The organism is Niabella agricola (assembly GCF_021538615.1).
GTDB classification, from domain to species: Bacteria; Bacteroidota; Bacteroidia; order Chitinophagales; family Chitinophagaceae; genus Niabella; species Niabella agricola.
In genome coordinates, this window is sequence record NZ_JAJHIZ010000003.1 from 14917 (window position 1) to 38395 (window position 23479).

The window sequence follows — 23479 nt, forward strand, 5'->3', positions numbered from 1 at the left end:
CTTCTATTTACTAAATAACAAATAAGGCACTTCTACAAACTTGTCGGCATTACTGTTCAGCGGGATCAGCTCCACCGCATTGCCCACCACCTGTACCTTTTTTGATTTTTCCTTTAAAAAACTATAATAACTGATCACTTCCGCCAGACCGTGCTCCAGTTGGGTCGCCTCAATGATTTCTTTCAGCGTAGCCGTTTGCTTATGCTCCAGTACCCGCTCTACTTTTTTCCAAAGCTGCTTTTTATCAATAAAGCTGGTGTTCAGCAGCCGGTTGAACCGGTCGATATCAGCGATCTTCTCTACGGCAGCGGCGGGTTGTTTTAGCGTGCCCGCCGTTTTTTTGGCTTCCAGCGTCAGTGCACGATCCATCACCATCCGTATATCGGATGCCTCATCCAACACCAGGCCGGCCGTAACCGGATCTTCTTCCATCAGATCAAAAATCAGTTCCTTGATGCCGCTGATCTGTTGACGCAGCCGCCGGTGCCGCGCAATTTCCTTTTCTGTAATGATGCGGCTGAGCTTTTCGGCCATCCGGTCATTGGCATCATAAACAGACCGGCCCTGTTCCAGGAGGAAGGATTTGATGTTCTGCAGAAATTCGGTATCGGCTTCCAGCTGCCGATCTTCGAGCAGCGAAAGCAATTGTTCGGTCAATTGCCGCCATTCTTCCTGGCCGCTGCGCGAAATAAGAAAATCCCAGAAGGCATAAAAGCTTTTTCCCTGGTTACTGCTGCGCAGCGCATCGTACGATTCAAACGCAAAGCCCACAATAGCACCTTTGTTTTGTTCGGCGCGGGTATGTTGCTCCACGATGCTGCGGTGGATCTGTTTAAAATTATCTTCCACTTCGCGGAAATCACCGATCAGTTCATAGCAAAGCTTGATGAACAGATCGAGCCGCTCCTGTACCTGCGCATTGTTGTACCGCTGGGGGGCCACGCCCAGTTCCAGTGCTTTAATCTCTTTATCGATCTCTGCTTTCCGGTCTTTGAGGATCTGCAGTTTCCGCTCCCGGTCGTCTTCTGTATTTTCTACCATATCACGAAGGGATGAAAACAGCATTTTAAAGCGGCTTTCCGTACCCACATGGTGCTGCCCCAGCTGCAGGTTCTGCATCCATTGAAATACCTTTTCCGTATGCGCGCTCAGCTGGTAATTGGTGTTTCCTTCGGTATCCGGAAAATCCTGCAGGATCCTTTTTTGTACCCAGTTCAACAAATATTTACGGCTGCGGCTTTCTTCATCTTCCCCAAAATCGATCCGGGCTTCCTCCCAGTCTTCCGTTCCATCTGCATGGGCGCCCAGGGTTTCCGCCAGCAGGGGCACCAGCTGGTCTTCGCGGACCACCATCCTCCGGTTTTCTTTAAAAACGGTATATAAAAATGGTAACACCCAGCCCGCATTACGCAGCCGTAACATTTGCAGTGCCGGTGAAGCATTGATTAAAAACGCAATTTGCTCGCTTGTCATATCCCTACAAAACCACCTCTTTATAATGGGAAGCCTGCAAAATAAGATAATCTGCCGAGATTTTCCCGCAGAACATTCAGGTATACGGCCGGCCTGCAACCTATGCCGGGTGTATTCAGTTACAGGAGCATGATTTCCGTTATCAAAGCAATAGCATGCGGCACGATTTATTTAATATTAAATTGGATAAAATAAAATATAATTATTGAAAATTAATTTATTATAAATTTTATGTACAAAATAAAATAAGGCTAAATATTGAATCATCCGGATGCTCTTTCGCGGGGTGCCTAAACCCTACCTGCGGGATGTGTTCCGACCGGATTGCAATTCCCTGATCAGTACCGACTGCACTACGCCCGGCCGCGTGTCCTTAATCTGCCTGCCATTGAGGAAAACTGCGGGCGTTCCATCGATGCCCAATAAGGCTCCCTGGCGGATACCGGCCTGGAGAACGGCGGAAGCCAGCGGGCCGTTCCGGAACGATTCAAAATCCGGTAACCGAAGGCCGCATTTCCGTGCTGCAGCCACCAGGTCGGTTTTTCCGGTACTGTTGAACAGCAGATCGTGGAATTCCATATACTTACCCTGCTGTGCGGCGGCGAGGGCGGCCCGGGCAGCGTCGCAGGCACCGGCGTGGATATTTTTGTTTATGGTCGCATTACATTCCGTGCTTAACGGGAACTGTTTAAATACAATAAAACACGCCCTACCGAATTTTTTCACGATCGAGTCGGTTTCGGCCGAAAACATACGGCAGGCCGGACAATAAAAATCGGTAAAGATCACCAGTTTCATCGGACCCGAGGAATTACCGGCGACGGCGTCTTCCTTAGCAACGGGGATTTCCCTCACCGGCTGGCTGTCGTAATCTGCAAATACTTTTTTAAAATCGACTTTTTGCGCCGCCGCCGTGGAAAGCGCCAGCGCCTTTAACCCGAAGAAGGCAGACACCATAAAGAATCCGGCGATGAGGAACCCGAAGGGCTTCCAGAATCCGGCTAAAATAAAGACAGATGCGGCGCGACGTATGCGCAGGCTGTTAAAAAACCGGGAAAACCCATATCCGTTTACTTTTATCAGCAGGAAGAATAACAGAAAATTGATGCCATGGACGAGGGTACATAGCGGACAAAAAAGAGCCGGGCGCCAAAGCATTAACCCGGTATAGAACAGGCCCGCAAGGACACTGCAAAGACTTAATACAAAAATAAAAAAGCGGCTTCCGGTTAAAAATTCTTTTCCAAAAACCCACGGAACAAGGAAAAACACACCGAGGATAAAATAATACAGCAGGCCCCAGCCTCCAAGCGGAAGGCCCAACACCTCCGCGAAGGAGCCCGAGAGTGCTGCATTACAGCTATTACCAAAGACGGCCGAGCAAACATCCGGCCCGGCCAGGTTCAGATGTTTGTAGAACAGGTAGCGGCAAATAATGACGCCTAATAAAATCAGAACAACGACCGCAGTTTTTGGCAGCATTTTTTTCATACGCATCGGTTGGGTAAACAAAAAATAAGGCACCACAGTTTGTGATGCGGTGCCTTGTCTCATAGTTACGGCAGTTTTCTTATTGCGGATGTACTTTGCAGATCAGGGTGGCATTGCCATCAGCGCTGATTACTTCCTGCCAGTCGTCGGTGATACCGGCTTGTGTAAAGCACCAGCCGCCGGTAATGTCACCGCCATACTTAACGGCCTTACCTGTTGAATTGGGCACGCCGGAAGCCTGGCATTTGAAATTGCCATTGCCGCTGCTTGTGATAACTATAGAACTGTTATCCGTAAAAAATGGATTGCCGTTGCCATCGGAAAATCCGCATCCAAAATCTGTAATGCGAACTGCTGCATTATCAGCTGCTTTCCAGCTGATGGTTGCTACAGCAATGGCAATAACTGCAGCAAAAAGAATGCTTACTTTTTTCATTGTAATTTTTTTTGAATTGTGAAAAGAAGGATGTACGGAACTGACGTATACGTTTTGGTTGTACTTTAGTGAATGCACCAACAGCTATCTGCCGGTGTTTGAGTTTAAATGAATGAATCTCGGATATCCATAACGAAGGTAGCCTTTTCATCAACCGGTTTCCAAATTTCAGGGGTCACCAATTTAAGTGACTTCTGAGAATTAAGAACAGGAAGTCCTTTGCCAACTACTTACAGTCGATGGTTGTTTCACCAACAGTGGCGGTTACATCTCCGTTTGCATTCACCGTTACATGAACGAGCATATGTACCAAATAATTATTGCCCGATCCCTGGCCGATGATCCGGAAATTATTCACGAAAGTGAAATTGGAACTACCGTTTACAAACGAGGTCTTTGTGGTGCTTTGCGTAACCCCGGTGGCATTGTATTTATCGCCGGTTACCGAGCCCTCCCCTGTAACACCTTGTGGCTGGGCGTGCACCTTTACCACAGCATTGTTATCGTTAATGGTTACATTGCTCAGGAGGTGCAGATCGCCGGACAGCGCTACCCATTCACCTGCGCAGGGAATAAACACATTCATATTAAAAGGCACGGAAGTACTGGAGGCTCCGTCGTTAGCAGCAGTTTTGACAACTGATGTCCAGCCGATAGATAGTACCGCTGCAGCAATGACTGCAGTGAAAAGAATGCTTAATTTTTTCATTGTAAATTGTTTTTGAGATAAAAATGATTTGGCCGAAATGAACGTATACGTTTTGGTTGGTCGTTCAGAATTGCGCCGGCAGCTGCCTGTCAGCGTTTTGGTTGATAATTAATTTGCTTGCAGACGTCTGTAGCGAAGGTAACCTGTTTACAGGCCGGTTCCCAAATTTCAGGGGTCGCCAATTTCAGCGATGGGCCGGAAATATTTAGTGCACAAAAAGGAGCGCATGCCCCTGTGCCGCGCTCCTTTTCTGAATGCCGGAGGCCGTTATTTTTCCAACGAAACGGTTGTAAACGCCCTGCGGACCCGGTCTCCTGTTTTACTTTCTATCTCTTCGGCCTGGCTTGCCGTATCCGCCAGCCGGAACGGGCTTTCTTTGATCAGCTGTTCCATTTTTTCATCATCGTAAAGGGTAAAGCCATATTTTGTAAAGGGGAGCATTTGCATAAAATGTTCCTGCGCAAACGTAATGTTCAACCGCCCGCCCGGCTTCAGCACCCGGTGCAATTCCGCCAGCAGCAATCCCGGTTCCTCCCAGAAGTAAACCGTATTCACGGTGAAGATCCGGTCAAAATAGAGATCTTCAAAAGGCAGGTGCAGACCATCATACAATTGAAAAACGGCCTTTCCCTGTTCTGCCAAAGTCTTATTGACTGCCGCGGCCAGCCGGTTCATATCACCGGAGATTTCCAGTCCGTAATAGGTTAATCCTTCTTTTTGCTGCAGCAGGTACGGAAGATGTTTGCCACTCCCGTGTCCCAGTTCCAGGATAAGGTCGTTTGCTGCAACGGAAAGCCGGTCGATAGCATGAATAGTCATACCAATATTGGTTGCATGCATCATGTCGGCCACTTCTGCACCCATGGTTCCGTGTGGCTGCCGCAGCTGTCCGGCCAGGGCCTTTAAATCGGCATCACTCATCATTTGTTTGCTTTATGAATCTTTACCGTTCCGATCCCTTTCGGGTTCATGCCTAATTAAACAACTCTTTTAGTTTTGCCTGCAATTCCTCACCGGAGATGTTTTTTGCAATAATTTTCCCCGTAGGATCGATCAGGAGGTTTTGAGGAATGGCTTCAATGCCATATTGTTTGGCAACCGCGTTGTCCCAAAACTTCAGATCACTGACATGCGTCCAGGTTAAACCATCCTTATGAATGGCTTCCAGCCATTTTTCTTTTCCATCGGCGCGGTCCAGCGATACGCCCAGCACTGTAAAGTTTTTGTCCCTGTATTGCTGAAACGCTTTTACCACATTGGGATTCTCCGCGCGGCAGGGCCCGCACCAGCTTGCCCAAAAATCGAGCAATACATACTTCCCCTTAAAGGAACTGAGACTTACCGGATGTCCCAGGGTATCATGCTGTGTAAAATTGAGCGCAAAATTGCCTACCGATGTGGCTTTGGCTTTTTCAATCTTTTCTTTCATGAGCAAACCGGAGGGAGCTGCTTTTGAAGATGCCGGCAATTTTTTAAACAGCGGCTCTATTTTATTAGGATCCATATCATATCCTGCATAATCTCTCAACACATGTAAGGCAATGGGTGATTGCAGGTGTGTGGCCAGGTAGGGTGCTACTACTTTTTCTTTTCGATGGTTGTCTACGCTGTCCATCTGGGATTCCACCAGCTTCATCCCCGTTTCATTTTTTTCCTCACGGTAGGCGACATAACTGCGCCTCAGACGCTGCAGGGCGTCGTTATCAGGCTTTTGCGCTGCCATGTATCCTTCATAGGCTTTATGGGCCGCAGAACCCGATACGGTGGCCAGCTTCAGGGAATCGCGGACGGTTACCGTAGTGACCCCCGGTTGTAAAAACAGTGGCAGCAACTCGTACCGGTACTTCCCTTTTTCCTCGTCCCGGCGCGCAAACCGGGCTCTTAAATAGCTTAGTGAAGGCTCCTGTACGGGAACTGTGAATTGAAAACTCCCGTTTACAGGCTCCGTACTGTCTGTGATCATTTTCCGGGTCTCATAATGCACCAGGTAAATCATGTTGGGCTGTTCCGCCATATGGAACTGCCCCTTTACCACTACCGGTTTTCCTTTTTGTGCAAATACAGCTGCCGGCAGCGCCACAAGCAAGAGGAATAGTTGTTTCATGTATTGCTTTTATTATCAGTAGATAAATATACGTTATTGAATGATTCCGGATACAGATTGTTTTCATAGGTTCCATGAAACGCCCGGACCGGACGGTAGCGGTGCTTTTACCGGCTGTTTCACCGTCCGTGCCGGGCGTTTAAAGATGGAAACATCTGCCTTATGACAGGACGGATCAGCGTAAGGCCTGATCCCGGAACGACTGGCAGGAGCTGCTTCGTTTGCGCCAGGAAATCATTAAACCAGTGTTCTGGGCAACGAAAAATAAAACGCAGCCCCTTCTTCCGGCACACCTTCTGCCCATACGCGGCCTTTGTAGCGGGCAATGATCCGTTCAACCAGCGACAGCCCGATGCCGTTGCCTTCAAACTCCTGGTCGCTGTGCAATCGCTGGAAAGCGCTGAACAGCTTATCGTATTGCGCCATCTCAAAACCGCTGCCCTTATCTTTTACAAAATAGACGATATCCGCCGGTGTTTCCAGGAATCCCACCTCAATGACCGTTTTGGCTTTTTTGCGACTGTATTTTATAGCATTTCCCAAAAGGTTCAGCCATACCTGCTTGATTAGGGCCACATCCACATAAGCATGGGGCAGGTTGCTGATCGAAAATTCAAAAGACCGTTCCGGTGGTTCCTGTTTTCTCAGCAGGTTGAAATATTCAATAGCCATTTCCTTCATCAAAACCTCCACACTGCGCAGTTCTTTTTTTGAAGTGGTAAAAAACACCAGCAGGTTGTCGATCAGATGCGCCATATTTTTAACGCTTTGTTCGATCAGATCCGTTAGCTCTTTACCATCCTTATCCAGCAAAACGCCGTATTCCTCCTGCAGTACCTGCACCAATCCCTGTATGCCCGCCAAAGGGCTTCTCAGGTCATGAGATACCGAATAGGAAAACGCTTCCAGCTGTTTGTTTGCTATTTCCAGTTCAGCCGTCCGATGCTTTACCCGCTCCTCCAGCTCGCTGTAGATCTGAACATTTTCCAGTGTTACCGCCGTGATATCTGCCAGCGACTGTAAAATCTGGGCTTCATCTTCTGTGGCGTGATGGTATCTTGCCCAGTAATTACCGATTGCCCCGATCGGGTTCATTGTACGGATCGGCACCATCACCAGGCTTTTTACAAAGGTGGGCCGGTAGGCTTCGGCGGGAATACGGTCATCTTTGTAAATATCCGGGATGATCACTGATCTGCGGTTGAGCATTGTCCAGCCGCTAACACAGGTTTCTATAGGAAAACGGCTGCCCTTCCACAGGGGACTGATGGCATCCTCGTCTACATAAAAACATTTATCCTTGTCCCTTAATACAAACGTGGCGCCATCTGCACCAGTGAGCTCCCGGGCAGCAGTGCGCACAATACGGGTTACGGTTTCCAGATTGCGTGCCAGTGACAATTCCTGCACAACATTCACGAGCCGTTGTAATCGTTTATCGGGAGTGGTTTCCGTCATCAGGGGATCAGGAGTCATTGAAGGCGAATTTGTAAACGAATATAGAAAAATAAAGCTGAACACTGTACCTTTGAACCCGTTAACAATTATTTAAACACATATATATGATGCTTGCAGCAAAAGAGCCTACCGGCGCCGTTTCGCGCCGTTATTTTTTAAGAAAAAGTGGTTTGGCCTCACTAGGTTTATTAACGGCCCCTTCCCTTTTAAAAGCCGGAAGCCTGTTGACGGGTCCCGGTTCAAAAATTTCGGGCGTCCAGATCGGTGTCATCACTTATTCTTACCGGAGCATGCCGGGAAGCCTGCAGGAGGTTTTACAACATACAGTAAATAGCGGTATCAGTGCCGTTGAGCTGATGGGCGATGCCGTAGAGCAATATGCCGGCTGTCCTGCCGATAAAAACCAGGTAGCAGACTGGCGTGCCACGGTATCCATGGAAAAGTTCAAGGCTGTGAAAAAGCTGTTTAACAAGGCCGGTGTATCTATCTATGCCTACAAGCCGAATGCCCTGGGTGCTCAAAACACGGATGCAGAAATTGAATATGCCCTCCGGGCCGCAAAAGCACTGGGAGCAAGGTCGGTTACGGTAGAACTGCCGAAAGATCCGCAGCAAACGGAACGCCTGGGCAAATTAGGAGCCAAACATAAAGTATATATCGGATACCATGCCCATACACAGGCAACCGATACCCTATGGGATACAGCGCTGGCACAATCACCCTACAATTCCATGAACCTGGACTGCGGCCATTATATTGCGGCAAAGGGGCATAGCACGGAATCCCTGCTGGCATTGATCAAAAAACGGCACAACCGGATTACTTCCATGCATTTGAAAGACCGGCAGGCAGCAGCCAATGGCGGAGCCAACCTGCCCTGGGGCGAAGGAGATACTCCTATTAAAGAAATTTTGTCGCTGCTTAAAACCAGCAAGTATCCAATTCCCGTTACCATTGAACTGGAGTATAAGATCCCCGAAGGATCGGATGCGGTGCAGGAGGTAAAAAAATGCCTGGCCTACGCTAAAAAAGCATTGAGTGCCTGAGCGCAGAGGTGATGACTACTGATACCGGATGCCCGACCGGAACATACAATACTCCTGGCAACAATGCAACAGACCTTCCTATTCCCCAATGGGAACAGGAAGGTCTGTTCCTGTTTTTACCGGAACGCCAAAGTCAGGCGTGCCGTCTGCATTCCAGTTAAACGATTGCATACGGGTGGTACGGGTACCGCCGGGCGTATTGGCCGTGCTCCGGGCATGGTAAACAAGCCAGTTATCGGTGTGAACAATATTATTAGGGTCTGTATAACTGCTGGTAAAAAACCCATTATGACCGGGCCCGTAAACGGAATTGGTCGTACTCTTAACAAATACCTGCTTTTTATTGGTCCAGCTGGCGGCCAGTTTCGGGTCTGCACCCGGCGTTAACTGAATTTGTGCCAGGCAATAATTATCGCTATTATATCTGCTGGCAGAAAAAATAAGGCAAACCGGACTGGAGGCGTCTTTTCTTAAAATAATGGGGCCTTCGTTTACACCCAGTCCCAGCGATCCATCGCCCTCGTATTTCTCCCAGTTATTAGTGGGCGAAGATATTTTAACCCTGGCGCCGGTAATGGTCCAGGGGTTAGACATGCTGGCGATATAAATATACTGTTTGTATTTTGTGGCCAGGCTCTCCCAGCCAGACCACACAAACCATCTTGAGCTGCCAATGGTCAGCACCGTACCATCGATGGCCCATTGGTCCGAAGCATCCGTGATCTTTCCTTTTACCACCCAGGTGCCGGTGGTGGGATCTGCATTGGCATTTTCAAGCACAAACATGCGGTGGTTATCGTCTGTACCATTGTCTGCAGCAAAATAGATATACCACTTGCCATCCAGGAAATGCAGTTCCGGCGCCCATATATGAGAGGAATAAGCCGTTCCGGCAGGCGGCGTCCAAACGGTAATCTCCGGCATAGCATTTAATAAAGACATATCCGGAGTCTTAATAATGGTGATTCGGTTTCCCTTGGTACTTAAAAAATAATAGTAGCCGTTACGCGCTGCCACATAGGGATCCGGGCGCCCGCCGTTGATAACCGGATTTTTAAAATACAGGTTATGAAACTCAAAACGGTCTGCAGTGCCCGTTACGCTGGCTGTTTGCCGGATCTTGCGCCCCGGCACGCTATCATTCGTGCCCAGTACGGCTTTCATGCCGGTGGCCTTATTGGTGAGGGTATAAAAATTATCCCCGGTATGGTCAATCCTCCATCGCTGAAGATCTGCTCCATCGTCTGTCCCCTGTTGTAATATCGCCCACTCACTGGCGGAAGGCGCTTCAAGACACTTGGCACTGGTAAGATTTACCAGTTTCCAGTAGACGGTATCGACTTTTACCAGTTTCCATTTTTGTCCGTTGTTCGGGAACCAGGACCATTGCTGTATCTGTGCCCCCTCGGCCGTTGTATTACCGGTTACTTCCACCACCGGTCCGGCGGGTTGAGATGCCAGGGCACGGATACGGTAGATGCCGCTATCGGTTAGCGTACCAGGCAGCGATGCTGCAGCAAGGCTGAAGCCGGATGCAGCGGATGCGTCTGTTGGAAGTGATGGAATGGAGGCCTTTTTACAGGCATAAAATGAAAAAGTTGTGAGCAGTAAAAACAGAAAGGACTTCATGGCGCAGGTTTTTGTTTAAAAAAGGGTACTTAAAAATAACGCATTCTCAAACAAGAACGGGCATTATTTCTTTTTTAAGTTATCTGCCGCACCGGTATCATCACTTTTACCTTTGATATTTCTTATTGGTTGTTTTACATTCCGGAAGGGGGAAAGTTCCAGACTGCATCTTCTACACTCAATGATCTATTCACTATTGACTGTTTAAAGTTTGAAGTTGGATTCGTTTTTAGACTTCGTGTAAGACGTTAGATATTAGACGCCGGATGTTAGATCGTGTACGTTTTTATCCTTGATGTACTTCACTTCTTTCTACCCACTATTCCCGATTGCCTGCGGGTTACGGGGAAACAGGTCGCCCACTACGGGGCTTTATTCCGCTCCTATTCTGTATTACCCATATAAAGCCCTTACAGGGCCGCAGCGATAAAATAACTCCTGTCGTGAAATTGAAGTCCAACTAGCAGATTTTTCCTGTTTTATGCTAGGTGTACTTTTAAAAGGTTAACGTTCAAAATTGGACCTTTCTACACTCGATGATCTATTCACTATTGACTGTTTAAAGTTCCAGGCGTGCCTGCCACGGCAGGTTGGATCCGCTTTTAGGCTTCATGTAAGACGTTAGATATTAGACGCTGGATGTTAGATCGTGTACGTTTTTATGCTTGACGGAATTAACTTCTCCCTGCTTTTTATTCGCCTTTTCCTAATTATCTTCAGATACCGACCGGAGGAAGGGCCGTAGAGCAGGAACGGGATCTTCATTTTCACATTTTCAAATTTTCAAATCAAGTTCTCCATCCTTTATATTAAATATTCTTTATTGGATATTTTAAATTCCCCAAGGGCAGTAACGACCGCCCCCTTCCCTCATTCTTACATCTCCACTCAATAGCTACCAGGATTCAAATTTTCAAATCCCCCTAATACTCCACCTTATAATCCTTCTTCACCGGCTGTCCGCTCCATGCCTTTTTGCTGGTCCAGTCAGCGGGCGGATCGGTCCAGAATTTATGATCGGCCGGCAGCCCCAGCGGCAAAAATCCCAGCGTGGCCATATATAAGCTGCCGGTAGAGGTATATACATCGGCCATCATCGGTTGATGCCCGTTAAAACCCAGTACCAGCCATCCGTTGGCATCAAAATTCTGGTTGCCGTCAAACATATTGGAAAATACCTTGGTGAGCGCACAACGCACCTGCGCCGGCTGAATATGCCCGGGCAATTTTTCCATCAGCGCCACCTGGCCCAATACCTGGAACGCCGCGGTGCGGTAGGTAACCGACCTTCCAAAAGCCGGGTAGGTTCCGTCCGGTGCTATGATGCGCTCCAGGAATTCGGCGTGCCGTACCATCCGGCGCAGGGCCGTTTCATAGTCTCCTGCCGTTACGTGCACTTTCCCTGGGCGTTTTTCCAGCAGTGTCCGGATCAGATCGGTCAGCATGGGATGAATTACATATGAATTATAATAGTCCATGCTAAACAGGTCGCCATCCTTGTACCAGCTATCGCCGGTGTACCAGTCCTTCATTTTATTTAAGGCATAATCGATGCGCACCGGATCATAGTCTTCCCCGATGTACCGCAAAAAGCCTTCGGTAAGTGCAGCAAATACCAACCAGTTGTTGTAGGCACCGCTGCGGTTGCGCAACGATTTAAAAGCATCGATATAGCGTTGTTTGGTTACCGTATCCAGTGGCTGCCACAGGGCCCTGGGAGCTCTCAGGAAGGCATGCGATAAATACGCTGCGTCTACGATGGGCTGACTCTGCTTTTTAAAGTTCAGGCAATCCGGGTTACCGGGATCAACTGCATTTTTCAGTCCCTGCAGCAGCTCCTTGCGCATTTTTGCACGCAACAGGCCTTCTTCGGTCTGGTCATCCGGAAGCTCCAGCCAGGGCGCGATCCCAGCAACCGTGCGGCCCACGGCCTCAAGATACGTTACATCCTTTACTACCAGGTTATAAGAAGGACCCTGCTCCAGCGGAAGGTTCTTTTTTAATGTGCCTTCTGCAAGATTATGTACCACAGGATACGCAATTTTGTAAATATTCCTTACCCATTGAGCGCGGTCCCGGGCGCCGCTGGTCGCACCAGGATTTACCAATCCTAGCTTCGGATTACGTTTTGGCTGGCTGCTTGCCGTAACAGCCACCAGCAACAACATGGCCCCTAATAGCCCGGTTTTATTTTGTATACACTTCATGTCTAAAAAAGATTAATACGACAAATATGCTGATTTTATCAATGCTGCCTTTTATTCCTCAAACAGTTTTTCGTTGTGCGCAATTTTGCGATACCGCAGTAATGCTTCCAGGAAATAATAGTCGGCGTATACCAGGGGCACATCAATTTCATTGTTATGCGGAATACTGCCCACACTGTGCTTCAGGATAAAGTTGCCGTTGGTATGCGCTTTTGCACGGTATTCCGGACCGGCTAACGACTGCAATGTTGCGATGGCAAATTGTTTGTATGAGCCGGCTTTCCGGTCATCTACATAGCCGCTCAGCTCCAGCAATGCCGATGCGGTGATGGCTGCGGCCGAAGCATCGCGGTATGGTGTCTTTACATTCGGCGCATTGGATTTTATACCCGGTGTATAACCCGGCTGATCAATATTAAAGTCCCAGTACGGGATCTTATCCGCCGGCAGGTTTTTATGGTTGATATAGAAATCAGCGAGTCCGGCTGCGGTTTTCAGAAATTGCGGGTCTTTTGTAAAACGGTAAATCATGGTGAACCCGTAAATGGCCCAGGCCTGTCCCCTCGCCCAGGTAGAATTATCGGCATAGCCCTGTGCCGTTTCCCGCCCCACTACAGCCGGCGATGCAGGATCATAGCAAACCACATGATAGGTGCTGTAATCGGGGCGTACCTGGTTCTTCATGGCATTTCGTGCATGCGTTACAGCCACATGCCTGTAGGTAGTATCGCCCGAAACCTCCGAAGCAAAAAACAACAACTCAAGGTTCATTAAATTATCCACGATTACCGGATAATAATAGGTCTTATTCCCGTGCCAGGAAACAAAGCGGTTCCAGGATTTGATACTGCCGACCCTAGGGTCAAAACGGGTGGCCAGCGAGCGTGCGGATTGTACCAGGATCTCTTTATATGCGGGGTTATGCGTAAGCCTGTAAGCATTGCCATAGCTGCAATACATCATAAATCCCAGGTCATGATGCTCCGTAAAGGTTTTCAGAGGTTCCATTTTTTCCGTCCACCGGAGTGCTTCCTTTTTCAGCGTTTCATCTTTTGAATACTCGTAAGCATACCAAAGATTACCAGGGAAGAACCCGGGTGTCCAGTCGTACATGGAGGTCGTCACCAACTTTCCGTTTTTATCCGTAGTACGGGGATAGGCCCCTTTGGGAGCAGCGAATTGAAGATCTGCAACTTTTAATTGCATACCAAGCATCTGTCTGGCATACGTCATATTGTCTTCTACAAAACGATCGGGAGTATCCTTCGATGCGGATTGCATTTGTTTTCCGTGAGCACAAGAAAGTAAAATCAGAAACAAGCAGAAGACAACTGCAATTTTTTTCTTTTGATACATGTTTTTATGGTTAATCATTAAAATACCGGCAGAAGGAAATAGTCTATCGCCAGGACGTTCACTATAACAATACGGACGCAAAGATTGCTACAGCTCTGCGCTGTTTGCAAAACAACATTGTCTTTGCATCCGTATCTACCAATCATCCATTACCAGTTTGGATTCTGAGTAAGGGTATTATTACTGAGTCCGATCTGGTTAGACGGCAATGGCCATAAATAGTCCCGCTGAGGATTAAACTTCCTTTTATCAGATGCCTGCATCAGTACATATCCGTTCAGCATGGTTGGTTTGGTACTACCCCCATAATCCAGACCTTCAAAATATTTACGTTCAAGAAGAGGCTTTACCAACTCTGTTTCTGCAGTTTTCCATCTTATCAGGTCCCAATAACGGAATCCTTCATAAGCCAGTTCCACTGAACGTTCTCTCCGGATTTCATCACGCATATTGAGCCCGTTTGCAGTAACAAACGCGTTGGTTAATAAAGGCAACTTTGAATTATCGTTATTCGTGGCCCTTTGCCGGAGCAGGTTGATTGTTTTATTTAGATCTGCGTCTGAGATATTATCGTTTAGTTCGTAAACGGCCTCAGCATAGTTCAGCAGTACTTCCGCGTAACGAATTGCGATGAAATCCAGAAACAGGTTGGGACTCGCCAAAAAGTCGGCCTGCCCGGTCCAGTATTTTTGCTGGTGGTAGTAATAAGTATTACGGTATAAAGGATTGCCACCTGCTATCGACGCATAGGGATCTCCTACCTTAAATAACGTTTGCACCAATCGGGGATCCCTGTTTTGATAATCGGTCAATAACCCTGTTTCTTTTCCATTGGAATCTAACGACGATTTCCCTGCTGGGAGCCCGTCGGAATAAAGCGCGGTTAACACAAATGCCCGCGTAGCCGCATTACGGCCGTCTGTTAAATAAGGCCGCATGTAGCCCCCGTTATTCGATACATTGTTGGCAATATCTTTTCCGTACAACCGTGCCAGTATATTTTCTTTATTATTGGCATAGGTTTCACCCGGATACCGGAAAAGGTTTTGAAAACTCAACGCTCCGCCGGCGGTATACAAACCATGTTTCCCTTCATTTATTACCGTCAATGCAGCATCCCGGGCTATAGTGAAATGTTTTGCGGGATCCTTATCGCCCTGTAACTCGGGCGCGCCGTGAAACTTCTGCCAGCTGCCCTCATTCAATGCCACACGCGACTTAAACGCCAGGGCAGCACTGCGGGTAATGCGACCATACTCTTTACCAACTGCTCCCGAAGCCGAAGTACTGGCCGGCAATTCATCTGCCTGGGGACAATTTGATGCTGCGAAATCGAGATCAGCATATATAGAATCAACAACCGCCCTTCTATTTGTTCTGGGCGTATACAAGGCCTCGTCTTCGCGCCCCGTAATGGTTCTTCCAATATACGGAACATCTCCATAGGCTCTTACCAGCCGGAAATAATTCAGCGCCCGGAAAAAACGGGCTTGCGCGATGCAATAGGTTTTCATCGGGCTGGCCGCAATTCCCGCTGATTTTTCAATTACATTATTTGCGGCTCTTATGTATGAATAGGAGTTCGTCCATACTCCGTCGTTTGATGGCACCGTTCGCGAACCATCGCTGATTGTATTCAGTGATCCTCCGAATACATCCACAGAAAAATCGCTGTATAAGTCTTCTACTGGAGTGTCAAAATTAGGCAAACTGTTATAGAGGTAGTTTGTTCCACCTATCAGATCACTTTCTGTTTTCCAAAAAACAGGGTCGGTAATCACTGTTTGTGTATTTTGATCCAGCATTTTGGTACAACTGCTTGCTATAGCAACTGCGCCTGTTAAGATTGCAACGATAAATAAATCGTTTTTATTAAAATGTATTGCCATTATGTGTCTTGTTAATCGATTTACAATTTTTTAGCCCAGCTTCTTAAAAACTGATGTTTAATCCTGCTGCATAGCTCCGCCACAGCGGGTATCCAAACGTTACCCTGTCTGTATTTTCGGGGTCAAAGTAGTTAAACCACATTCCGGTTTTTTCCCACAGGTCCTGGCCCGAGAAATAAACACGTATATCACCTACTGCTTTTATGTGGTGCATTCGCTTTGACAACGTATATCCGACCTGTAAATTTTTAAGACGTATATAGCTGGCATCCTGTACCCAGTGAGAAGACACGACATCATTTACCCGGTCGCTCATCCGTATCGCCGGGAATTTTGCATTTGGATTCTCCGGAGTCCAGTAATCTTCATGGATTGCCCAGGGCATTCTCCAGCCGTCGTAAAAAGCAATCGTAGCATAAGGCTCTAATAAGAGGCTCCTTTTTCCGACACCATTAAACAACACAGAAAAATCAAATCCTTTCCAGTTCACCCCGGCATTGAAACCAAAAACATAGCGCGAGTTTGTATTGCCCAGGTATACCAGGTCCCCGTGGTTTGCAGCCGTGTTGATTCCCTGATTGATAAACCCATCGTTATTGATGTCAACTAATTTAATGTCGCCCACTCCAGTGTTGGTGGTTCTAACCGGAACGCTCTTCAGTTCATCCTGTGTGTCGAAATACCCATCTGCTTTGTATCCGAAAATTGAATTGGTTGACATTCCGGGAATTGCAGAGTTGATTCCGGCATTATAAGATACTGAACCATCGTACCGAACAACTTTATTTTTATCATCGCTGAGATTCGCTGATATAAAATAGCTTCCGTTCTTAAACCGGTCATTCCAGTTTACTGTTACGCCCCATCCTTTCACCTGTACTGCTGCCAGGTTCGCCTGATTAGGTGTAACCCCTAAGAGTGCTGGAAGTTGCTGTCCAACAAATACGTTATTATTCTTTTTAATAAAGTAATCATAGTGAATGGTCAGTCTTCTTTTCAGTACTTCAAGGTCAAATCCAAAATTTGCGGTTGAGATTACTTCCCAGGCCTTGCTTTCTGACGGAAGGCTGCCCTGGAAGAAATAAGCGGTACGTGAATCATTAAATGGATAGTATCCCCTTGAAAGCGGGCTTTGGAAATCATAATTGTTCACATTCGGATCTGCAGTTTGCGCACCACCAGCAGTACCATAGGACACAGCAAGCTTTAATTCATTTACCCAGGGCAATGCATTCTTAAACCAGTCCTCCTGCGCCACCCGCCAAAAAGCATTACCCGCATAAAATGTCTGAAATTTATGACCGGGAGCCAGACGGGAACTACCATCCTGTCTTAATGTACCTTCAAAATAATACTTGTTTGCAAAGTTATAAGACAATCTTCCGAAATAAGAAAGCCACGTGTTTATCTGCATATTATCTCCCACATTTCCCACATCGGCTGTGGCTAGTGTCGTATAATTCAATGTTGGGAAATCGTTTAACAGCAACGCACGTTGAATGGCCTGTATCCAGTCATACTTATAGGATTTGAATTCATAGCCGCCCAGCAAATGAAAACTGTGCCGGTCAACCTTATAATCATAATCAGCCGTTGCATAAAAATTTTGAGTAATTGTAAACGGCCTTGTTTTACTTAAAGAATTTACCTGGTTAATAGGTGTCCCTGCTACCGGGTTCATATCTTTATCAATTGTATAACGGGGCACGGTCCGGTTAAAAATTGCCCGGTTTGATAATACCATTCCCGGGCTATACACGGCTTTCAGGTCAAGCCCGCGTAACAGCTGTTTTGCCGATAAGCTGAATACCCCATTCAGATTATATTTATCCTCCCGGTCGTATCCTCCGTCTTTCAATATAGGATAGGCTGTGGAGATGGTTCCGATATACGCATATTTTGTCTCGCCGGTACCCGGTGTAAATATCGGGTTGCGTGCCGCCCGGATAGAATATACGCCATACATGAGCCCCTCTCCTGTTACTCCGGTTGGGGGAGCGTCAATATTCTCCCTTGCAAATGAAAGTCTTGAGTCCAAACTGAAGATCTTAGACAATTTTGTGTTATAATTCAGACGGGCGTTGAACTTGTTATAACTGTCCGGTCCGAATTTAAACACCCCCTGCTGGTCCATGTATCCTAAAGAAAACAGAAAGGTAGATTTATCTCCACCGCCACTGGCGGTGAGGTTAATGTTGCGCTGCGGACTCTGTTTGCGCATCAAAATATCTTCCAGATTATAATTATAATAATAATCCCAGGTGCTGGTATTGGTATTCCACACTTCGTTAATTTTCGGATCATCCAGCCAATTCAGTTGCTCCTCCGTAAAATCCGGGTTCTGATTTGCAAACTTTCTCGCAGCATTTTGCAGCTCCGCCTGTTTCCTGGAACTAATCAGCTCGGGTCGGGCATAAGGCGTTCTCCAGGTATACATAGATGTAATATCCACCTGGGTCCTTTGATTGGCACGCCCGCCTTTGGTTGTTACCAATATTACACCGCCACCGGCTTTGGCTCCGTATATAGAGGCCGATGCTGCATCTTCCAACACGGATATAGATTGTATATCATTGGGATTTAAGGAGTTGATATCACCTTCGATTCCATCGATGATTACAAGTGGCGAGTTCCCAGCGCCGAGCGAAGTAATCCCTCTTATACGGGCCGACAAACCCTCTCTCCCCGGCTGACCATTGGTACGGGTAATCACAAGCCCTGGAGCAGTTCCCTGAAGCGCAGCAAGCGTATTGGTCACAGGTCTGTCTTTTAGCACCTTCTGATCAACCGACAGAACAGCTCCGCCTACATCCCGCTTACTTTTAGACCCATACCCTACCACTACCACATCTTCCAGGCTTGTTGAGGTCGCATTTAACTTCACCGTAAGCGATGTCTGCGATCCCACCGTGGTGGTGGCGGTTTCATAGTTGATCGCTGAAATCTCCAGCGCGTCGGCTGCGGAAGCATTGATCCTGAACCGCCCCTCAATATTAGTGGCCACGCCCTGTCCGGTGGTTTTATTGATAACAGATGCGTTGGGTACCGGGATATTGTTCGCATCGGTTACAACACCCTGAATTGGCCTCGACTGCGCATGTAGCAGCGTAGGCACCAGTAAAAATAGTACGGCAATCAACCAGCAACCGCGCTGGCGAAGCCCATGGCCTGAATCCTTAAATGGCATAAGCACAAACTTTTAAAAATGAAAAATGACAGCAGATGTAATGATTGACAGCAATAAAGACAAGCATTTCTTTCATATACAATCTCCGGACCTGCAATATCTGCCACGGATGTTCCGGCCCGGGATGAAAATTCTAAAAGATTGGGGGTGTTTTTTTAAACCAAGATTTAACAATTTGATAATCAATCAAATATTTTTATTTACATAAAGTCCTTTCTCTCCTTATCTTTAATTGTTTTTAAATTACATGGGGTGGTAAAAAGAGCTTTTGCGATGTGCTGCGGGTTTCCGGGTTTTAGAACCCTGTCTTCTTATATTATAAAGAGTGGGCTTTTATGCTGTCTTTCGATACTTACAATCATTTGTAAGGGACAGGCCATTCGTTTTAATCACCTGACATCGGAAAACGGTTTGTCGAATAACTCGGTACTTTCCATAACCCAGGATGCGCAGGGCTTTATCTGGCTGGGTACCTCTAACGGATTGAACCGGTATGATGGATCCCAGATCAAAACGTACACAGCCGGCACCGACCAGTCGGGTCTTAGTTCTAACAATATCATCTCGCTTTTTCGCGATTCCCGGCAGCAGCTTTGGGTAGGGTCCAGCATGGGGCTGAACCGGTATAATGATAAAAAAGACAATTTTGAAAAAATCCGCCTGCCGGCAACAGCTCCCGTAGCCGTTAACTGTATTTTTGAAGACCGGCAGCAACGGCTTTGGATCGGAACCTCAAAAGGTGTGTTTGCACTTACCGGGCGGCGCCGGGAGCGCATTACCTGTTTTTTTACACCCGGGAGCCAGCCGCTGGCGGGGAGCGTGATCAAAACGATCTTCCAGGACCAGGCAGGGAGCATCTGGATCGGTTCTACTACCAGCCTGGTGCGGATGTGGGAAGCCGGCGGCCGCTATTATTATGAGCCATTCTACCATCGTCCTGCCGATCCCCGAAGCCTGAGCAGCGACAATATCTCAGCTATTTGTGAAGATCGCTCGAACAATCTTTGGATCGGCACGCAAAGTTCAGGCCTCAATCTTTACGACCCGGTAACAAAAACATTCACCCGGTTCTCCAAAAATAACAGCCCGCAGGGACTGATTCACAACAATATTCGTACCCTGATGATGCAGAACGACAGTTCCCTCTGGATAGGTACCCAGGAAGGGCTGAGCATCCTGGATACCCGTACCCGGCAAATGGTTTCTTTTCAAAACCAGGGCGGCGATCCTAAAAGCCTCAGCCAGAATTCGATTTACAGCTTATACAAAGATGCTAACGGTTCCGTCTGGATCGGAACTTATTTCGGAGGGGCCAATCGTGCCGATGCGTTTACCACAGGATTCAGTATCATCCAAAATGACGGCAGCTCCAACGCTTTGGCCAATAATGTGGTCAGCAGTATCCTGGAAGACCGCAATACGGATCTGTGGATCGGTACCGAGGGTGGCGGACTGGTATTATATAACCGCAGAACCGGGCAATTCCGTACTTTTAAAAATGACCGGGATGACCCGGGAAGCATTGCCTCCAATCTTGTAAAAGTGGTTTACATCGATAAACCAGGATATATTTGGTGCGGTACACACGGTGGCGGGCTGAACGTGCTTGACCCGGCAACCGGTAAATTCCGCCATTATTTATACAAACCCGAAGATGTGGAAAGCGCCGGCCTGGAGATCGGCTCACTGGAAGAGGATGATGAGGGCCGGTTCTGGCTGGCTACAAATGCCGGGATCCGTCTTTTTAAAAAATCGGGGCCGGAGCTGGAACCACTTCCCCCGATCGACGAAAAATTAAAACAGTTTTCTGCAAGCAAGATCTATAAAGACCGGGAAGGTACGATTTGGCTGGGCGGTACGTCCGGACTTTTTACCATACGCCATAACCAGCTTCATGCCGTTAACGCCACCCTGTCTGTAAATACCTTCTTCGAGGATGCTGCCGGTAATATATGGGCCGGAGCCCGGAATGGCCGGCTTGTTTTTTACGACAAAACAAAGCAGACACTTGCTCAGTTTACCATACTTTCCGGGCAATCAAAAAATATTGTAGGCATCCTGCAGGATCGCCATGGATTTTTATGGCTGAGCACCGATGAAGGACTGGTAAGATTTGACCCTGCCACAAAGGCCGTACTTTCTTATACCGTTGCCGATGGCCTTGCAGGCAGGGAATTTAATTACAATTCCTATTTAAAAGACAGTAAAGGCGTATTTTATTTTGGCGGATACCGGGGCATTACCTACTTCTTCCCGAACCGGATCGAAGTGAACCGCTACCTGGCGCCCCTGGTATTTACCAGTTTACGGCTCAACAATACAGATGTGCGCATTGGTGCTTCCGATGGATTGCTGGAACGCAACATCAGTCAGACCCGGCAGATCCGCTTTAACCATAATCAAAACCTGTTTACCATCCATTTTGCATTGCTCAATTTTATAAAAAGCAATAAGAACCGCTATTCCTATAAACTGGAAGGATTTGATAAGGCGTGGAAACAGGTGCGTACCCCTTCCGCTACCTATACCAATCTGCCTCCCGGTGATTATACGTTTTCTGTGCGGGGCGCTAATAATGATGGATTGTGGACACAGCCCATCAGCATGAAGATTACAGTGCTGCCGCCCTTCTGGCGTACCTGGTGGGCTTATACAATTTACCTCTTGCTGTTAATGGGGGTGCTCTTCTTTATTACCCGTTTTCTGTTCCTTCGCGCATTGCTGAAAAAAGAAGATGAACTCCACCAGGTAAAACTTAATTTTTTTACCAATGTCTCCCACGAACTGCGGACCCATTTGTCGCTGATTATGGCGCCGGTTGAAAAGCTGCTCGATATAAACCGGTCGGACCAGTTCACTACCCAGCAGATCATCCAGATAAAAAACAACTCCAACCGGCTGCTGAAACTGGTTAGTGAACTGATGGACTTCCGCAAAGCGGAGTCGGATCACCTGAAACTGGAAGTAAAAGAACAGGACCTTATTTCCTTCCTGCAGGAGATCTATTCCAGCTTCAGCGAATTGTCGCTGGCAAAAAATATCCGGATCGCCTTTACACACGATACAGAAACGGCATTGCTGTATTTTGATGAAACGCAACTGGAAAAAGTATTCTTCAACCTGTTGGCCAATGCCTTCAAGTTTACTCCGGAAGGCGGAAGTATTACGGTATCCGTTCATCAGCAGGCAACCGCCACGGAAATCCGGGTAGCCGACACCGGGCGGGGGATTGCCGCTGCTTATTTAAACAAGCTGTTTACCAACTATTACCAGGTGGCCGATCACGGGATGCAAAACACGGGGTATGGAATCGGTTTAGCGCTTTCAAAAAAAATTACCAAACTGCATGGAGGTCATATCCGCGTGGAAAGTACGCCGGCCGAAAACGGCAACAGCGGGTTTACCTGTTTCTTTGTAACGCTCCGGCATGGCAAAAAGCATTTTGAAACGGACCCGCATGTTTCGATCCGCGAACAGCAGGTACCACCGGTTTTCCTGAACAATGAACCACCACCCGGAACCGCAACAACCATCACCCCCCTGTTGCCGGCAAACCGGCAGCATACGGTTCTGGTTGTGGAAGACAATCCTGAATTGCGCGCGCTTATTTGTCAGCAACTGGAACCCGGTTATATTGTGCAAGCGGCTGCCGATGGACTGCAGGGATGGGAAATGGCCGTGGCAGCCATCCCCGATCTGATCATCAGTGATGTGATGATGCCCGGGCTCAACGGTATGGAGCTTTGCACGCGCTTAAAAACGGATTCGCGCACCAGTCATATCCCGGTGATCCTGCTGACCGCAAAAAGCACGCAGGCCGACCAGGTTGCAGGCCTTGAACAGGGCGCAGATATTTATATTACCAAGCCCTTCAGCACAAAGATCCTGGAATTACATATCCGCAACCTGCTGGAAGCCCGCAGGAAATTACAGCGACGCACCATCCGGGAGTTTACCCTGCGCGCCGTACCAGACCGGCCACAGGAAACAACCGGCATAGTGCGTAATAAAATCGATGCCGACTTTTTACAGAACGTCATCGGAATTATCGACGCGCACCTGGAAGACGCAGATTTTGGGGTAGATAAACTTTCGCGTAAAGTGGGCATGAGCGCTCCGGTTCTGTATAAAAAACTGCGGGCCCTTACCAATATGTCTGTGAATGAATTTATCAAAACACGCCGGTTTAAAAAGGCAGCCGAACTGATCCTTCAAAAAGATCTGACCATTAATGAAGTGTCTTATGCAGTGGGATACGAAGACCGGAAATACTTCAGCCGGGAATTTAAAAAATACTTTGGTGTTGCTCCGAGTGATTTTACGCAGCAGACCCTGCAACGACATCAGGCAGATAAAACCGAGGAAACAGCCGATGATTAATTCCTCTGCGCATAAAGACAAAGCCACATACTGATTTCTTCGCAAAACCCTTGCGCTCTTTGCAGTTATTTTTTTTACTGCTAACAACTTAGCGTTAAAATCCCAACCAAAACA

At 47.6% G+C, this 23479-nt stretch carries 14 protein-coding genes; 2 read left to right on the forward strand and 12 right to left on the reverse strand.

The features are described from left to right. Positions 1-3: 3 nt before the first annotated feature. From LL912_RS05490 to LL912_RS05520, 7 genes are all read right to left on the reverse strand, one after another. Complete coding sequence (locus tag LL912_RS05490; protein WP_255785589.1) at positions 4-1473, reverse strand: DUF3375 domain-containing protein; 1470 nt, start codon at positions 1471-1473, stop codon at positions 4-6. A gap of 297 nt (positions 1474-1770) precedes the next feature. Then, complete coding sequence (locus LL912_RS05495; protein ID WP_235552572.1) at positions 1771-3027, reverse strand: DsbA family protein; 1257 nt, start codon at positions 3025-3027, stop codon at positions 1771-1773. 16 nt (positions 3028-3043) lie between these two features. Further along, positions 3044-3400 carry a hypothetical protein gene (locus LL912_RS05500; protein ID WP_235552573.1) on the reverse strand — a complete coding sequence of 119 codons (357 nt, stop codon included), beginning with the start codon at positions 3398-3400 and terminating at the stop codon, positions 3044-3046. 226 nt (positions 3401-3626) lie between these two features. Next, the gene (locus tag LL912_RS05505; protein WP_235552574.1) at positions 3627-4109 is read right to left on the reverse strand and encodes a hypothetical protein; all 483 of its coding nucleotides are present in this window, start codon (positions 4107-4109) and stop codon (positions 3627-3629) included. A 267-nt stretch (positions 4110-4376) separates the two neighbouring features. Continuing rightward, complete coding sequence (locus tag LL912_RS05510) at positions 4377-5033, reverse strand: class I SAM-dependent methyltransferase (RefSeq protein WP_235552575.1); 657 nt, start codon at positions 5031-5033, stop codon at positions 4377-4379. Positions 5034-5082: 49 nt separating this feature from the next. Continuing rightward, complete coding sequence (locus LL912_RS05515) at positions 5083-6213, reverse strand: TlpA disulfide reductase family protein (RefSeq protein WP_235552576.1); 1131 nt, start codon at positions 6211-6213, stop codon at positions 5083-5085. Positions 6214-6450: 237 nt separating this feature from the next. Beyond that, on the reverse strand, positions 6451-7689 hold the full coding sequence (locus tag LL912_RS05520; protein WP_235552577.1) for a sensor histidine kinase: 1239 nt from the start codon (positions 7687-7689) through the stop codon (positions 6451-6453). A gap of 86 nt (positions 7690-7775) precedes the next feature. On the opposite strand from LL912_RS05520, the gene LL912_RS05525 reads away from it, so the two are divergent. Next, positions 7776-8717: a sugar phosphate isomerase/epimerase family protein gene (locus tag LL912_RS05525; protein WP_235552578.1), complete on the forward strand. Its 942-nt coding sequence runs from the start codon at positions 7776-7778 to the stop codon at positions 8715-8717. A 78-nt stretch (positions 8718-8795) separates the two neighbouring features. Here LL912_RS05525 and LL912_RS05530 read toward each other — a convergent pair whose 3' ends face one another. From LL912_RS05530 to LL912_RS05550, 5 genes are all read right to left on the reverse strand, one after another. Next, a complete protein-coding gene (locus LL912_RS05530; RefSeq protein ID WP_235552579.1) occupies positions 8796-10346 on the reverse strand; it encodes a family 43 glycosylhydrolase in 1551 nt (516 codons plus the stop codon). A 923-nt stretch (positions 10347-11269) separates the two neighbouring features. Beyond that, on the reverse strand, positions 11270-12553 hold the full coding sequence (locus LL912_RS05535) for a DUF2264 domain-containing protein (protein WP_235552580.1): 1284 nt from the start codon (positions 12551-12553) through the stop codon (positions 11270-11272). 51 nt (positions 12554-12604) lie between these two features. Continuing rightward, on the reverse strand, positions 12605-13834 hold the full coding sequence (locus LL912_RS05540) for a glycoside hydrolase family 88 protein (protein ID WP_235552581.1): 1230 nt from the start codon (positions 13832-13834) through the stop codon (positions 12605-12607). 224 nt (positions 13835-14058) lie between these two features. After that, positions 14059-15798, reverse strand: a complete 1740-nt coding sequence (locus tag LL912_RS05545; RefSeq protein WP_235552582.1) for a RagB/SusD family nutrient uptake outer membrane protein — start codon at positions 15796-15798, stop codon at positions 14059-14061. A gap of 43 nt (positions 15799-15841) precedes the next feature. Next, on the reverse strand, positions 15842-18985 hold the full coding sequence (locus LL912_RS05550) for a SusC/RagA family TonB-linked outer membrane protein (protein ID WP_235552583.1): 3144 nt from the start codon (positions 18983-18985) through the stop codon (positions 15842-15844). Positions 18986-19237: 252 nt separating this feature from the next. Here LL912_RS05550 and LL912_RS05555 point away from each other — a divergent pair, with 252 nt between their 5' ends. After that, a complete protein-coding gene (locus LL912_RS05555; RefSeq protein WP_235552584.1) occupies positions 19238-23365 on the forward strand; it encodes a hybrid sensor histidine kinase/response regulator transcription factor in 4128 nt (1375 codons plus the stop codon). Positions 23366-23479: the final 114 nt, after the last annotated feature.

Coding starts and splice junctions, on each gene's coding strand:
- LL912_RS05525 (WP_235552578.1), top strand. CDS start 7,776: ATGATGCTTGCAGCAAAAGAGCCTACCGGCGCCGTTTCGCGCCGTTAT.
- LL912_RS05530 (WP_235552579.1), bottom strand. CDS start 10,346: ATGAAGTCCTTTCTGTTTTTACTGCTCACAACTTTTTCATTTTATGCC.
- LL912_RS05535 (WP_235552580.1), bottom strand. CDS start 12,553: ATGAAGTGTATACAAAATAAAACCGGGCTATTAGGGGCCATGTTGTTG.
- LL912_RS05505 (WP_235552574.1), bottom strand. CDS start 4,109: ATGAAAAAATTAAGCATTCTTTTCACTGCAGTCATTGCTGCAGCGGTA.
- LL912_RS05520 (WP_235552577.1), bottom strand. CDS start 7,689: ATGACTCCTGATCCCCTGATGACGGAAACCACTCCCGATAAACGATTA.
- LL912_RS05490 (WP_255785589.1), bottom strand. CDS start 1,473: ATGACAAGCGAGCAAATTGCGTTTTTAATCAATGCTTCACCGGCACTG.
- LL912_RS05495 (WP_235552572.1), bottom strand. CDS start 3,027: ATGAGACAAGGCACCGCATCACAAACTGTGGTGCCTTATTTTTTGTTT.
- LL912_RS05540 (WP_235552581.1), bottom strand. CDS start 13,834: ATGCAATCCGCATCGAAGGATACTCCCGATCGTTTTGTAGAAGACAAT.
- LL912_RS05545 (WP_235552582.1), bottom strand. CDS start 15,798: ATGGCAATACATTTTAATAAAAACGATTTATTTATCGTTGCAATCTTA.
- LL912_RS05510 (WP_235552575.1), bottom strand. CDS start 5,033: ATGATGAGTGATGCCGATTTAAAGGCCCTGGCCGGACAGCTGCGGCAG.
- LL912_RS05515 (WP_235552576.1), bottom strand. CDS start 6,213: ATGAAACAACTATTCCTCTTGCTTGTGGCGCTGCCGGCAGCTGTATTT.
- LL912_RS05550 (WP_235552583.1), bottom strand. CDS start 18,985: ATGCCATTTAAGGATTCAGGCCATGGGCTTCGCCAGCGCGGTTGCTGG.
- LL912_RS05500 (WP_235552573.1), bottom strand. CDS start 3,400: ATGAAAAAAGTAAGCATTCTTTTTGCTGCAGTTATTGCCATTGCTGTA.